Raw genomic sequence first — 14,683 nt, 5'->3', positions numbered from 1 at the left:
TTTTGCATGACAACCCCAACTGAACAAATCCAAGCTCAACCTGCAGGCAAAGATGTGAAACAAATCCTCGCCGAACTTAGCGAAAAGTTTCCTCTGTGTTTTAGCCAAAGCGGTGAAGCTAAACCTCTGAAAATAGGTATTTTTCAGGACTTAGCGCAGCGGTTGTCTGAAGAAGATGGCATCAGCAAAACGCAAATTCGTCATGCTTTACGTCTGTATACCTCCAGCTGGCGTTATCTGGCCGGTGTCAAAGTGGGTGTTGCCCGCGTTGATTTAGATGGTCAGGCAGGTGATCTGATTGATGAACAGCAGGCCGCTCATGCTGCTGAAACTTTAGAGCAAAGCAAAACCAAAGCGGCTGAAGTGCGTAAAGCCAAAGCAGCAGCAGAGCGTGCTAAGCATAAAGAACAACAAAAAGATCAGCCTAAAGCTGCTCAGACTGACAAACCTGCTTACAAAAAATCTCAGCCTAATAAGGCCACTGTGGCTGCAAAAGCGGCCAGACTGAACTCTAAGCCTCAGACCACAGAAAAAGTGGTTCAGGAGCAAGCGGTTGAACTTATTGCATTAAATACGGCCACATTAAAAGTTGGCAGTGCTGTGCAGTTAAAAGTAGGGCTGAAACCAGTGCCTGCAACTGTACTTGAAGTAGTTAAAAATGATGTTGTGGTTCAGCTTGCCTCAGGTATGGTGATTAAAACCCAAGGGGATAAGCTGTTCCAGGCCTAACAGAGACGAGTGTTCAATGAAAAAAATTTCCAGCTTAGCGGCATTTTTTCTGGTGATCGGTAGCAGCGTTGCTGCTCCGGTTATATCTCCTGTGCCAAATCTGGCGCAGGAACCACAACATGCAACGGCAAGTAAACGGATCACCAATTATTTTACCCGTGAACACTATGTCGGGTTACGAATTGACGATGAGTTGTCATCAAAAGTCTTTGACCGCTATTTAAAAAGTCTGGATTTTTTCCGTAATGTTTTGTTGAAGTCAGATGTAGACGGCTTTGAGCAGTACCGCAAAGAATTTGATAACGGCCTGGCGAAAGGCCAGTTTGATTTTGCTTATCAAATGTTTAATTTAAGCATGACGCGCCGTCTGGAGCGTTATGACTATGCGATCAGTTTGCTGGATAAACCTTTTGATTTCACAGCTAAAGATAGCTATGAGTTTGAGCGTGAAGATGCGCCATGGGCTGCTGATGTGGCTCAGCTGAATGAGCTGTGGCGTCAAAAAGTTAAGTTTGATGCGCTGAATCTGAAGCTGGCTGGTAAAACGGCAGAAGAGACGACCAAGCTGCTGAAAAAACGCTACGAAAACGCGAAAAAACGTTTATTACAAACTGAAAGTGAAGACGTTTTCCAAATTGTGATGAATTCGTATGCCCGCAGCATTGAAGCTCATACCTCCTATCTGTCGCCACGCAGTGCAGAACGCTTCCAACAGGAAATGAACCTGTCATTGGAAGGTATTGGTGCCGTACTGCAAAGTGATGACGATTTCACTGTCATTATGAGTCTGGTCCCGGGTGGTCCGGCTGATATGACAAAAAAAATCAAACCCAAAGATAAAATCATTGGTGTAGCTCAGGGCGAAGAAGAATTTGTTGATGTAGTTGGCTGGCGTCTTGATGACGTAGTCGATTTGATCAAAGGTCCAAAGGGCTCGACTGTTCGTCTGCAGGTATTAGTAGGTGGGGATGCGTCCAAAGGCGTACCGACTCAAATTTCTATTGTGCGTGATAAAATCCGTTTAGAAGACAGAGCGGCAAAAGCTGAAGTACTGGAACCTAAGTTAAGCCCTGTAGGTAAAAAGATTGGTGTGATTAACATTCCAAGCTTTTACAACAACCTGACTGAAGATGTGAAAAAAGAAATTGCCAGCTTAAAGCAGCAGAATGTCGACGGTATTATTGTTGACTTGCGTGGCAACGGCGGTGGTTCTTTACCAGAAGCTGTATCTTTAACAGGTTTATTTATTGATAAAGGCCCTGTAGTGCAAATCCGTGAAGCGGGTAATCGTATCAGCATTAGTCAGGATCAGGACGGCAGTGTATTTTACAATGGCCCTCTGACCGTAATGGTTGACCGTTACAGTGCGTCTGCCTCTGAAATTTTCGCTGCTGCTATGCAGGACTATGGCCGTGCTTTAATTGTAGGTGAACATACCTTCGGTAAAGGTACAGTGCAACAGCACCGCGGTTTAGGCCGGGTTTACGATATGTTTGAAGAGACCCTGGGTTCAGTGCAGTTTACTATTGCTAAGTTTTATCGCATCGATGGTGGCAGTACTCAGCACAAAGGCGTGATCCCTGACATTGCTTTCCCTTCGCCTATCGAACCAGGTGAGTGGGGCGAGAGCAAAGAAGAAAATGCCTTGCCATGGGATAGTATCCCTGCGGCTCAGTACAGCGCATCAGATGAAATTAAAAAAGCATTGCCGGTTTTACAGCAAAAACATCAGGAACGTTTCAGCAAAGAAACAGAATACAAATACCTGATGGACGATATTGCGCTGTATAACAAAGAGAAAGACGAAAAAACTATTTCACTGAACGAGCAGGAACGTTTAAAGAAAAAAGACGAAAACACATCCCGTGATTTAAAACGTGTGAACGAACGTTTGGCACGACTGAAATTACCTGCGGTGAAGAACCTGGATGATTTACCGGAAGTGTTGGAAAAGCTGGATCCTCTGCTGGAAGAAACAGCTCAGATCACTGCAGACCTGTTGAGTCTGGGGCATCTGGCAAAACGCGCTGACTAATAAATGAAGCTAAGGGGTTAGAGTCAATGGATAAAAACGACATTCATTGACTCTGACCCCTTTTTATAACAACAGAATTGGTGTTAACCAATCGTGATGAGAATACGTCCATGGAACTACAACCTGTACCACGCCAGATAAAAGCCCCTAGTTTTTTAGACGCCAGTATTCCTCTGCTGGTACTTATTGTCCTGTTGGCTCTTGCTGTTTATCTCTACGGCAGCGACTCGTCTTATGGCGCCAACCAGATCGCATTATTTATTGCGTCAGGTGCTGGTGTGATTATTGGTCTGAAAAACGGCTACAGCTGGACTGATATAGAACAGGCTATGGTCAAAGGCATTTCTTTGTCTTTGGGAGCCTTGCTGATTTTATTCTCGGTAGGCGCTTTAATAGGCACCTGGTTGCTTGCTGGTACAGTGCCTTCGCTGATTTATTATGGCTTGCAGTTGCTGGATCCCTCCTGGTTTTATGCCGCAAGCTGTTTGCTCTGTGCTGTCGTTGCTTTAAGCATTGGCAGTAGTTGGACTACAGCAGCCACCATAGGTGTCGCTTTAATAGGGGTTGCTGCGGGTTTAGGTATGTCTCCTGCTATTACGGCCGGCGCCATTGTTTCTGGTGCTTATTTCGGCGATAAAATTTCTCCTGTCAGTGAAACGACCAACTTAGCTCCTGCTGTGGCCGGTTCAAACTTATTTGACCATATCCGCCATATGACCTGGACTACTATTCCAAGTCTGATTATGGCGTTGATTATTTTTTCTGTATTAGGTTTTAATGCCAATGCCGTGGCCGATGACTCACAAATTCGTGCGATCAGTGAAGCCTTGCAGCAACATTTTGCGATCAGCCCTTTGATGTTAGTGCCGTTACTGGTGTTAATGGCGATGGCTGTGAAAAAAGTACCGGCTTTCCCTACTGTATTTATTGGTGCTTTGTTAGGTGGTGTCTGGGCTGTGTTATTCCAGCCGGAGCTGATTGCAAAAATGGCTGCACCACTGCATTCAGGTTTGGCATCCAGTATTAATCTTTGGTTTGTTACCATAAATTTAGAAGCGTTAAATAATGTGTTGGCTCCATTGCAGGTTGTCTGGACTACCTTGCATGGTGGTTTTGTTATAGAAACCCAAAATGTAGAATTAGATAAGCTGTTGAACGGTGGTGGCATGGTTAAAATGCTGAACACCTGCTGGCTGATCTTTTCTGCCATGATGTTTGGTGCTGTGCTTGAGCACATTGGTTTATTGCGAAAATTTGTCGAAGCCATTTTGCATAAGGCGCACAGTACAGGTTCATTAATCGCCAGTACTATAGCTACCTGTATAGCGACTAATATTTTGACGGCAGATCAGTATATGTCGATTGTAATGCCTGGCCGTATGTTTAAAGAAGAGTATGAGCGTCGTGGTTTGGCACCAGTGAATTTATCACGTACCTTAGAAGATGGCGGCACTATCACCAGCCCACTGATCCCATGGAATACCTGTGGTGCTTATATGCATGGCGTGCTGAACGTCAATCCATTGGATTATGCCATGTACGCATTTTTTAACCTGATCAATCCGGTGCTGGCGGTGATCTATGCTTATATGGGCATTAAGATCCTGAAACTGACACCCCCAGACACGCCAATAACTGCAGCCGTGCAAGGTAACAAATAATAATTAAGGCCAGTTTTAACTGGCCTTAATTTTAATGATTAAAAAGCTTGTGTTAAAAAGAGAGATTTTTGATGAGCCAGGTATCCAGCCGTCAGGCAAAAAAACTAAGTGACTATAAAGCACCGGAATTTACTATTACCGACGTGGAGCTGAGTTTCGAGTTAAATCCCGAAGCGACAGTCTTGACTGCGGTCTACCAGCTACAATCTGCCAGTGGCAAAGCAGGCACTTTAACTCTGGATGGGCAGGAACTGAAGCTGTTAGCTGTCTCCGTGGATGGTCAGTTGCTAAATGCCGATGCCTACCAGGTCACGCCTGAGCAACTTATCCTGCCGGGTATGCCAGCCAAAGCACAACTTGAGCTTAAGATTGAACTCAATCCAAAAGCCAATACCGCGCTTGAAGGCTTGTATCTGTCCAATGGTGCCTATTGTACTCAGTGTGAAGCAGAAGGCTTTCGCCGTATCAGTTATTACCTGGACCGACCTGACGTCTTAGCCCGTTTTACTACTCATATTATTGCTGATGATAAAGCCTATCCGGCACTGTTAAGCAACGGTAATCTGGTCAGTTCAACCTTATTATCTGATGGCCGTCGTCATGTCACCTGGGTCGATCCATTCCCAAAACCAAGCTATTTATTTGCGTTGGTGGCGGGGGACTTTGATTGTTTAAAAGGCAGTTATACCACGGGCTCTGGCCGTGAAGTGGCGCTGGAGTTTTATGTCGATAAAGGCAATAAAAACCGGGCACAGTTTGCGTTGGAATCTTTAAAACGCGCCATGTTGTGGGACGAGCAGACTTTTGGTCTGGAGTATGACCTTGATATTTATATGGTGGTCGCCGTCGACTTTTTTAATATGGGCGCGATGGAAAACAAAGGCTTAAATGTCTTTAACAGTAAATATGTGCTGGCTGATCAGGCTTCTGCCACGGACACGGACTTTTTTAATATCGAATCTATTATTGGCCACGAATATTTCCATAACTGGACTGGCAACAGAGTGACCTGCCGCGACTGGTTTCAGTTGAGTTTAAAAGAGGGCTTAACGGTATTTAGGGACCAGCAATTCAGCGCTGATATGGGTTCCGCGACTTTAAACCGCATTGATGCGGTGAAAACCATTCGTACAGCTCAGTTTGCTGAAGACGCAGGTCCTATGGCGCATCCAATCCGGCCAGAACAAGTGCTGGAAATGAATAACTTCTACACAGTCACAGTCTATGACAAAGGCGCTGAAGTCATTCGTATGCTGCATACCTTATTGGGGCAGGACGGTTTTAGAAAAGGCATGGATTTGTATTTTAAACGCCATGATGGACAGGCAGTCACCTGTGATGACTTTGTGAATGCGATGCAGGATGCCAATGGCCGTGATTTAAGCTTGTTCCGACGCTGGTATCAACAATCCGGCACACCGGAATTAAAAGTGTATAGTCAGTTTGATGCGAAAAAACGTGAATTTAAGCTGTTGATGCAACAACAGACTCCGTCGACAGCGGATCAGGCTGAAAAACTGCCTCTGCTGCTGCCTGTACGTGTCGAATTGTTAGCGCAAGGAGTCAGCCAGTCTTATCTGCTTGAAATGACGCAGGAGCAGCAGGAGTTCAGTTTTGCTGTCAGTCAAAAACCAGTGCCTGTGCTTTTGGCCGATTTTTCTGCGCCGGTGAAATTGCAATATCAGTACAGCATGGATGAACTATTACAAATTGCCCGCGATGCTAAAGATGGTGTAGCGCGCTGGGATGCAATACAGCAGCTTTGGCAAACTCAGGTCAAAACCGCTATTGAAGCAAAAAATGCAGGAGCGGACTATCAGTTGCCAGAAGCTTTGCTGGAGTTCTACCGGCAGTTATTAATTCAGCCTTTAGATGATTTAGCTTTTACTGCTGAATTACTGACAGTACCAGCTTATGACATGGTGGCAGAGCAGTTCGATGAAATACCTGTGCAGGATCTGGTGTTGGCATTGCAGAGCTTTACGCAACAGCTGGCGAATAAACTGGCAGATCAATGGCAATACTGTTATCAGTCGTTACAGACTGAAGCTTATCAATACCAGGAACAACAGGTTGCCAAGCGTGCTTTACGTTCTGTCTGTTTACACTATCTGGCCTTTATTGAAGGAAAGGATGAGTTGTTACGCCTGCAGTACGTGAACAGCGACAATATGACGGATCAATTAGCTGTGCTACGCGCTTGTCGTAGTGCCTCACATCCGCTGTTTACAGAGCTGATGAGTGTCTTTGAACAGCGCTGGAATACTGATGTGTTGGTATTGGATAAATGGTTTAATTTATCCGCTTCTTATCCGCAATCGTCTGTATTTACCACGTTGGAACAACTGACTGCACACCCACAATTCAGCTGGCAGAATCCAAATAGGGTTCGTGCTGTATTTGGCGCTTTTTATCAGCAAAACCCTGCTATGTTTCATGCAGAAGATGGCAGCGGCTATAAAGTGTTGGCGGAGGTGGTGCTGAAGATGGATGCTATTAATCCTCAGGTTGCATCCCGTTTAGTCACACCTTTATTGTCGTGGAAACGCTATCAGAGTGCCCGGCAGCAGCAGTTAAAAACCGTTTTGCAGACTATGCTGAGTAAAGAGTTGAGTAATGATTTGTATGAGAAAGTGAGCAAGAGTTTAAGCTGATGCGACAGTATAAATTCAGATTGGTACTGGATGTGGATCAATGTCTGGCTTTTTATCAGGGCTTGTATACAGATGTGGTGGTGCAAGCTGAAAATGGCCAGACAGTGCAACTGCCACTGCGGCATTTTCGGCCTTACATCAGTCATGCCGGAGTGAACGCGCGCTTTGTATTAACCTTAACCGATCAGGCGAAGTTCCACAGTTTAGAAAAAATAAATTAGAGCTATTACTTAAAACGGTAACTTAAAACAAAACAGGCAAAATCTGCCACTTTAGCTATTATTTTCATTTAGTTAGATGATCTTCATTCAACTGGTCAAACCGGATCGGGCATCAGTAGGGGTGTTTCATAGGGGTAAAGGGAAAAAACTGAATAAAAATCAACAGATTTGACTGATCGCAAGCCTTGCGCCCCGATCAAAATGATGTAATGATTTCTTCGATACAAGCTGACCTCCGAGCAGTTGGTTGGCTCAAAATAAAAAATAACAAAATACCTGCAGGGACAGGGGGGAGATAACGAATGAATACTAAGCCAGGTGCCTTCGTCAGAAGTACTTTAGCTATGGGTGTCGCTTCTGCACTATTGGCCTTGTCGGCCGCCAGTGCTCAGGCAGCCACCTTTGATTTTGATGATGTAGAAGTTGTTTTTGACTCTACGTTCTCCTACGGTGCCAGTTGGCGTGCTGAAGACCGTGATTGGGATACCATCAGTAAGGTCAACCATCCGCGTTTTGACTGGACAGGTTACAGCGCTTTTACCAATCCTATTTATACCGGCGCACAAATTTGGGCTCAGCCAGGCGCATACTCCAGCAATGGTGATGCAGGCAACCTGAATTATGACCGCGGCGATATGTTCTCTGAAGTGTTTCGTGGTACTCACGAGTTATCTATTGCTAAAGATGACATAGGTTTCTTTGGCCGTTTCACCTACTTCTATGATTCTGCGCTGATGGATGAAGACGGTGCTTATACCAATCCATTATCGAACAACAAAGTTGATCCTTGTGGGGATGACGAAGCGAAACGACTGGCTTGCCGTGATTTGCGTTTACTGGATGCTTATGTCTACGGTAACTTCGCGTTAAATGATGGCGCTAACCCATTATCTGTTCGTGTAGGTAATCAGGTATTAAGCTGGGGTGAAAGTACCTTTATCCCACATGGTATCAACATCACTCCGGTTGACGTAGGCGTACTTCGTAGTCCGGGTGCTGACTTAAAAGAAGCATTTATTCCTGTAGGTATGGCGTGGGCATCTTTAGGTGTAACTGAAAACCTGACGGCTGAGGTATTTTATCAGTACGAATGGAAAAACAGTTACTTGCCAGTGCCAGGCTCATACTTCTCTACCAACGACTTCGCTGGTGAAGGCGGTTATGGTCAGAATATCCAGTTAGGTTTTGCCGGTAACCCGGATATCGATTTGGATTTCCTGGTTGATGAAATGAACCTGCTATCACAAAGCGCACCTGCTTTATTAGCGGCCTTAACAAATCCGGCAGCTACTGCAGCTCAGCGCGCTGCTGCCGTCAACGCTATGTTAGCTTATTCAACGAAAGTCACCTTAAGACCAGAAGGTGCTGCAGGTGAAATTGAACCTGAAGATGGTGGTCAGTATGGTATCAAGCTGGAGTATTTTTCTCCTGAACTGAACGACACTGAATTTGCCGTTTACCATATGAATTACCACAGCCGTACTCCACTGATTTCAGGTGTAGCTTCTGATTTCCGTGTTGGTGTGGATGCAAATGGTCAGCCTTTAGGTGTGATTCAGTCATTGGCTTATCTGGCTGCAAATCAAGGCGAAATCAATAAAGAAAATATCAACGAGCTGGATGTGTTTTCTAAAGGCTTAATCCAATATCCGGAAGATATCAAGCTGTACGGTTTTAGCTTTAACACCACTGTAGAAGGTACTTCTGTAGCGGGTGAATTAGCCTATCGTCAGGATGAGCCACTGCAAATCGACGACGTGGAAATTCTGTACGCTGGTATGCCAGAGCAGTTAGCCAATGCAGGCTTACGTCCAGAGTTGGAAGGTATTAGTCAGATTGGTCGTTATGACGGTAATAAAGTAGGCTCAGGCGAATTTGCTCAGGGTTATATTTTATCTGACACCACACAAGCGCAAATCACAGTGACTCATTTGTTTGGCCCTATGTGGATTGCCGACAACTTCACTATGTTAGCTGAAGTGGGTGGTATCAAAATCAACGATATGCCGGATCAATCGGTATTACGTTTAAATGGTCCAAATACTGACCGTAGCGGCGGTCCTTTATTAGGCACTATCAACGGTGGTCCTCTGGTCAATAAAGACGGCGTACATACAGCATTATCGAATGGCGCTGAAACCAACCCGTTCCCGACTGCATCAGCCTGGGGTTACCGTTTATTAGCAAAAGCAGATTTCAACGACGTGTTTGCTGGTGTCAATATGTCGCATCGTGTGGTGTTTTCGCACGACGTGAACGGTATTACACCTGATCCACTGTTTATGTTCTCCAAAGATAAAAAGTCTGTGGGTTACACCGTTGCTTTTGATTATCTGAACCGCTGGTCATCTGAGTTTTCTTACAATGCCTTCTGGGGTGGTGTAGGTACGACTAACAATACAGCTGACCGTGATTTTGTATCTTTTAACATCAAATACTCTATTTAAGGGACGAGGCGAGAACCATTATGAAAAAACTCACCCTGATTGCATCCACTATTGCGCTAGTTGTTAGCTGTGGTGCTATTGCGAAGTTAACTCCGGATCAGGTTGCCCGTTTGGGTGCTGATCTGACGCCGCTGGGCGCGGAAAAGGCCGGTAATGCCGATGGCAGTATTCCTGCTTGGGAAGGCGGTATTAAATCTGCCCCTGCTGGTTATAAGCCAGGTGATCACCACCCGGATCCATTTGCTGGCGATAAAGTACTGTTTACCATTGATAAATCCAATATGGCCCAGTACAAAAACATGCTAAGCCCAGGTCAGATTAAGCTGTTTGAAGCTTATCCAGACAGCTACAAAATGAATGTGTACCAGACTCGCCGTACTGCGTCTTACCCTCAGTATGTCTATGATGCAACGAAGAAAATTGCAGGAAATGCAGAGCTGGTCGAAGGCGGTAACGGTATTGTTAATGCGGCTATTGGTATTCCGTTCCCAATTCCATCCAACGGTTTGGAAGCCATCTGGAACCATACCTTGCGTTTCCGTGGTGTAGCTGCCAGCCGTAATGGCGGTCAGGTTGCGCCTACAGCTTCTGGCGACTATGTAACTATCGGCTTTGATGAACAAATTATGTTCAAATATTCAGCGCCTGATGCCACAGTGGATGCGTTACAGAAAGAAAATATTCTGTTCCGTTTCAAGCAAGCTGTAACCACTCCAGCTCGTCTGGCCGGTACTGCGCTGTTAGTGCATGAGACCATGGACCAGGTGAAAACACCTCGTCAGGCATGGACTTACAACACAGGTCAGCGCCGTGTTCGTCGTGCGCCAAACGTAGCTTATGATGCTCCAGGTACAGCTTCTGATGGTTTACGTACGACAGATGACTTCGATATGTTTAACGGTTCACCAAACCGTTATGACTGGAAGTTAGTTGGTAAACAAGAGCTGTTTATTCCTTACAACAGCTACAAACTGCACAGCAAAGACGTGAAGTATGCGGATCTGGTGAAACCAGGCCATATTAATCCGGAATACGTGCGCTGGGAAAAACACCGTGTATGGGTCGTGGAAGCGAACCTGAAAAGTGGTACCAGTCATGTCTATGGTAAACGTGTATTCTTTATTGATGAAGATAGCTGGCAAGTTCATGTAGCTGATCTGTATGACAACAGAGGCGAATTATACCGTGTTGCTGTTGCTCATGGTCTGAACTACTACGAAGTACCAACACACTGGAGTACGCTGGAAGTTTTCCACGATCTGAACACCCGTCGTTATATCGCGATTGGTTTGGACAACGAAGACAAGATGTATGATTTCTCTGTGCCGTTAACAGACAACGACTTTACTCCAGCGGCTTTGCGCCGTGAAGGTACCCGTTAATCTGTAGACATGTAATAAACGGTTGGCTTGATGCCAACCGTTTTTGTTTCTAAATTGAAGCTGAGTGAAAACTCTAATGATGGTTAAACTTTTATCCTCTGCCGCAGCTTTGCTGCTGGCAACCCAAATTCATGCTGAGTCTGCAGCTGCGCCAATGCCATCTTTTATGATGCCTTTGGCAGACAAAGCAGTGCTGACCGATTTAATCCGTGTTAATGATCAGCTTTATGTCGCAGTAGGCGATCGTGGTCATCTGCTGGTCAGTAAAGACAGTACCAGTTGGACTCAAATTCAGACTCCGGTGCAAAGTTTGTTTACATCAGTGTATTTCTCTGATGAAAAACACGGCTGGGCAGTAGGGCATGATGCCACTATTATTGCCACTCAGGACGGCGGTCAAAGCTGGCAGTTACAGCAATTTATACCAGAAACCGATAAGCCCCTGTTTGATATTTTGTTTGCCGATGCCAACAACGGTATAGCCCTTGGTGCTTATGGTATGTTTTACCGTACTAGTGATGGTGGTAAAACCTGGCTGGATGAGTTCCATCTGGAATTGGTCGGCGCGGACGATCAGGAGTATTTAAAAGAGCTGCAGGAGAGCGATCCTGATGCTTACCTGGAGGAGCGTGCTTCGGTACTTCCGCATTTTAACCGTATTTATCAGCATAATAATGTGCTGTATCTGATTGGTGAAGCAGGCTTTTTTGCCACCAGTGCAGATTTTGGTAAAAGCTGGACCCGCCATACAGAGTTTTATAACGGCTCCTTGTTTGGTGTGACGATGACACCAAAAAACAGCCTGATAGCAGCAGGTTTAAGAGGCCATGTGTTCAGAAGTACCGATTTTGGCCAAAGCTGGCAGGAAATAAAGCTAAACCATATCGCTACGCTGAACAGTGTGCTGACAGACGATGCAGGCAATGTCTATCTGACAGGAAATGCGGGCACTTTGTTAGTCAGTCAGGATGATGGCGTAACCTTCACGTCTATGCCAACACAAGACAGTAAAGCCATTTTGAATGCCGTCGCAGTCAAGGATCAGCTGGTATTAGTGACCGAAGCTGGAATTCGAACCTTAGCAATCAAGAAGCCGGAATAACATGAGTCTGAATCGAATTGTAACCAGCTGCGAGACGGTGTTATTCCGTAACCGCATGGCTGTCATCGTACTTTTTGTACTCGCTACTTTATTTTTATTATTTAAAGCCACCCAAATTAAACTGGACGCCGCTTTTACTAAAAATATCCCGTTGCAGCATGAATACATGCAAACCTATATGCAGCATGCCAAAGACTTTGGTGGTGCCAATAATATTCTGGTGTCAGTCTGTGACGCCAAAGGCGATATTTTTAACCAGGACTTTTTTGCATCCTTTAAAAAAATCCATGATCAGATTTATTACCTGCCTGGGGTAGACCGCAGTCTGGTGAAGTCTCTGTACAGCCCAAGTACACGTTTTGTTGAAGTGGTCGAAGATGGTTTTGCTGGTGGTCCAGTGATACCGGCTGACTTTGCTCCAACGGCTGAAGGTTTGGCTGTGGTCAAATCCAACGTCGAGAAGGCCGGTATTGTCGGTCGTATGGTGGCCGACGATTTTAGCTGCGCCATGGTGACAGCTCAGCTGTTAGAAGTGGACCCTGAAACTCAGCAAAAACTCGATACCATTAAATTTGCCGCTGAACTTGAGCAACAGGTGCGTGGCCAGTATCAAAACGAAAACCTGACCGTACATATCATTGGTTTTGCCAAAATGGTCGGCGATGTTGCTGACGGGGCTAAAGGCGTGTTGGCATTTTTTGCTATTGCCATAGTGATCACTGCCATTATGGTGTACTTGTTCAGCGGTTCAGTGATGCTGACTTTATTGCCGATAGCGTGCTCATTGATTGCGGTGATCTGGCAAATGGGCAGTCTGACGCTGATGGGCTTTGGTATAGACCCTATGTCTATTCTGGTGCCATTCCTGATTTTTGCAATTGGTGTCAGTCACGGCGTACAGATGATCAATGCGACAGGTAAAAATGTGGCTATGGGCATGGACGCAAAAACTGCAGCAGAGGCCAGCTTCCGCAAGTTATTGATCCCAGGTGGTATTGCACTTCTATCTGATACAGTGGGTTTTATTACCTTATTGATTATTGATATTGGTGTTATTCGTGAACTGGCCATTATCGCCAGTTTAGGTGTCGGCATTATTATTCTGACCAACCTGATTTTGTTACCTGTGCTGATGTCCTATGTGCGGTTTAGCGACAAGTACAAAGAAAAAGTTCGTACTCCACACCCACGCATTGATAAGTTCTGGTATAGCTTGTCCGCCTTTGCCACCCCTAAATATGCAGTAGTGGTGTTAGCTGTTACGGCAGGGCTCTTTGTGTTGGGCTGGCAACAAAGTGCTTACCTGAAAATTGGTGATTTGCATCCGGGAGCTCCGGCCTTACATGAAGACTCGGTTTATAACCAGGATACTTTCCTAATTACCGACCGTTACGCCATTTCTGTCGATTACATCAACGTGATGGTGGAAACACCAGCCAACGGTTGTACTTTCCATGATGTGATGAATCGCGTCGATCAGTTCCAGTGGCAGATGGAAAACGTGCCTGGGGTACAGTCTGCTGTGTCGCTGGCGTCTGTGTCCAAAACCATCAATGCTGCCTTTAACGAAGGCAACGTGAAATGGAAAGTCTTGCCACGCACCACAGAAAGCTTAGTGCAGTCCTCTAGCCGGGTAGAAACCAGCACAGGTTTACTGAACAGTGACTGTTCTGTGATGCCGGTGATTCTGTTCTTAAACGATCACAAAGCCGAAACCATTGAAACAGTGGTTGCTGCAGCGAAAAAAGCCGGCGCAGAATTGAGCACAGATGACGTGAAGTTTAAGTTAGCTTCTGGTCCTGTAGGTGTGATGGCGGCTACGAACGAAGCTGTGGACGCGGCTCAGACCCCTATGATGTGGTATGTCTATGGTGCAGTGATAGTGCTGTGTTTAATCAGCTTCCGTTCGGTGAAAGCCACAGTGGCTGTGATAGTGCCACTTTATGTGGTGTCTATTCTGGCGACTGCGCTAATGACCAAACTGGAAATTGGTTTAACAGTGTCCACTTTACCTGTGATAGCGCTCGGTGTGGGTATAGGTGTCGACTACGGTATTTATATCCTGTCGAACATGACGCAATTGCTGCGTGATGGCACGCCTTTGCGTCAGGCTTATTTTACTGCATTAAAAGAGACGGGCAGTGCGGTACTCTTTACCGGTATCACCTTGGCCATTGGTGTCAGCACCTGGGTATTCTCGGCGCTGAAATTCCAGGTGGATATGGGCATACTGCTGACCTTTATGTTTTTAGTGAATATGCTCGGTGCAATTCTGGTGTTACCAGCACTGGCTGCCTTTTTCTGGCGAAAAAATAACTAGTCACAAAACTGCATGTTTAAACAAGAAAATGGCCGTAAGGCCATTTTCTATTTACAGCGGATGAATAACTTGTCAAATCAGCGATTTTTATTCTGGTACAACCAGTAACAAAGACATAAATAAAGCTCGAAA

The 14,683-nt window shown here is 45.5% G+C and carries 9 protein-coding genes; all 9 read left to right on the top strand.

From position 1 onward, the window contains the following. The first annotated feature begins 6 nt into the window (after positions 1-6). The 9 genes from proQ to OM978_RS11740 all read left to right on the top strand — a co-directional run bounded on the left by proQ (position 7) and on the right by OM978_RS11740 (position 14,551). Positions 7-729 carry an RNA chaperone ProQ gene (proQ, locus tag OM978_RS11780; RefSeq protein ID WP_264342416.1) on the top strand — a complete coding sequence of 241 codons (723 nt, stop codon included), beginning with the start codon at positions 7-9 and terminating at the stop codon, positions 727-729. A 16-nt stretch (positions 730-745) separates the two neighbouring features. Next, complete coding sequence (gene prc / locus OM978_RS11775) at positions 746-2,764, top strand: carboxy terminal-processing peptidase (protein WP_264342415.1); 2,019 nt, start codon at positions 746-748, stop codon at positions 2,762-2,764. A 110-nt stretch (positions 2,765-2,874) separates the two neighbouring features. Beyond that, positions 2,875-4,425 carry a Na+/H+ antiporter NhaC family protein gene (locus OM978_RS11770; RefSeq protein WP_264342414.1) on the top strand — a complete coding sequence of 517 codons (1,551 nt, stop codon included), beginning with the start codon at positions 2,875-2,877 and terminating at the stop codon, positions 4,423-4,425. A gap of 71 nt (positions 4,426-4,496) precedes the next feature. Continuing rightward, a complete protein-coding gene (pepN, locus tag OM978_RS11765; protein WP_264342413.1) occupies positions 4,497-7,079 on the top strand; it encodes an aminopeptidase N in 2,583 nt (860 codons plus the stop codon). Further along, entirely contained in the window at positions 7,079-7,300 is a 222-nt protein-coding gene (locus tag OM978_RS11760) for a DUF2835 family protein (RefSeq protein ID WP_233007295.1), read from the top strand. Before pepN ends, OM978_RS11760 begins: the two co-directional genes overlap by 1 nt. A 302-nt stretch (positions 7,301-7,602) precedes the next feature. After that, entirely contained in the window at positions 7,603-9,747 is a 2,145-nt protein-coding gene (locus OM978_RS11755; RefSeq protein ID WP_264342412.1) for a DUF1302 domain-containing protein, read from the top strand. A 20-nt stretch (positions 9,748-9,767) separates the two neighbouring features. Continuing rightward, entirely contained in the window at positions 9,768-11,129 is a 1,362-nt protein-coding gene (locus OM978_RS11750; protein ID WP_264342411.1) for a DUF1329 domain-containing protein, read from the top strand. Positions 11,130-11,205: 76 nt separating this feature from the next. After that, positions 11,206-12,231, top strand: a complete 1,026-nt coding sequence (locus OM978_RS11745) for a WD40/YVTN/BNR-like repeat-containing protein (RefSeq protein WP_264342410.1) — start codon at positions 11,206-11,208, stop codon at positions 12,229-12,231. Between the two features lies 1 nt (position 12,232). Beyond that, positions 12,233-14,551 carry an efflux RND transporter permease subunit gene (locus OM978_RS11740; protein WP_264342409.1) on the top strand — a complete coding sequence of 773 codons (2,319 nt, stop codon included), beginning with the start codon at positions 12,233-12,235 and terminating at the stop codon, positions 14,549-14,551. Positions 14,552-14,683 lie beyond the last annotated feature (132 nt).

Origin of the sequence: Rheinheimera sp. MM224, from assembly GCF_947090785.1 — a bacterium.
Lineage (GTDB): Bacteria > Pseudomonadota > Gammaproteobacteria > Enterobacterales > Alteromonadaceae > Pararheinheimera.
Note: the sequence above shows the minus strand (reverse complement) of the source record. Positions and strands in the feature narration are given on the sequence as shown.

What these genes read in the sequence shown, in the direction of transcription:
- proQ (WP_264342416.1), top strand. Translation starts at nt 7, where the DNA reads ATGACAACCCCAACTGAACAAATCCAAGCTCAACCTGCAGGCAAAGAT.
- prc (WP_264342415.1), top strand. Translation starts at nt 746, where the DNA reads ATGAAAAAAATTTCCAGCTTAGCGGCATTTTTTCTGGTGATCGGTAGC.
- OM978_RS11770 (WP_264342414.1), top strand. Translation starts at nt 2,875, where the DNA reads ATGGAACTACAACCTGTACCACGCCAGATAAAAGCCCCTAGTTTTTTA.
- pepN (WP_264342413.1), top strand. Translation starts at nt 4,497, where the DNA reads ATGAGCCAGGTATCCAGCCGTCAGGCAAAAAAACTAAGTGACTATAAA.
- OM978_RS11760 (WP_233007295.1), top strand. Translation starts at nt 7,079, where the DNA reads ATGCGACAGTATAAATTCAGATTGGTACTGGATGTGGATCAATGTCTG.
- OM978_RS11755 (WP_264342412.1), top strand. Translation starts at nt 7,603, where the DNA reads ATGAATACTAAGCCAGGTGCCTTCGTCAGAAGTACTTTAGCTATGGGT.
- OM978_RS11750 (WP_264342411.1), top strand. Translation starts at nt 9,768, where the DNA reads ATGAAAAAACTCACCCTGATTGCATCCACTATTGCGCTAGTTGTTAGC.
- OM978_RS11745 (WP_264342410.1), top strand. Translation starts at nt 11,206, where the DNA reads ATGATGGTTAAACTTTTATCCTCTGCCGCAGCTTTGCTGCTGGCAACC.
- OM978_RS11740 (WP_264342409.1), top strand. Translation starts at nt 12,233, where the DNA reads ATGAGTCTGAATCGAATTGTAACCAGCTGCGAGACGGTGTTATTCCGT.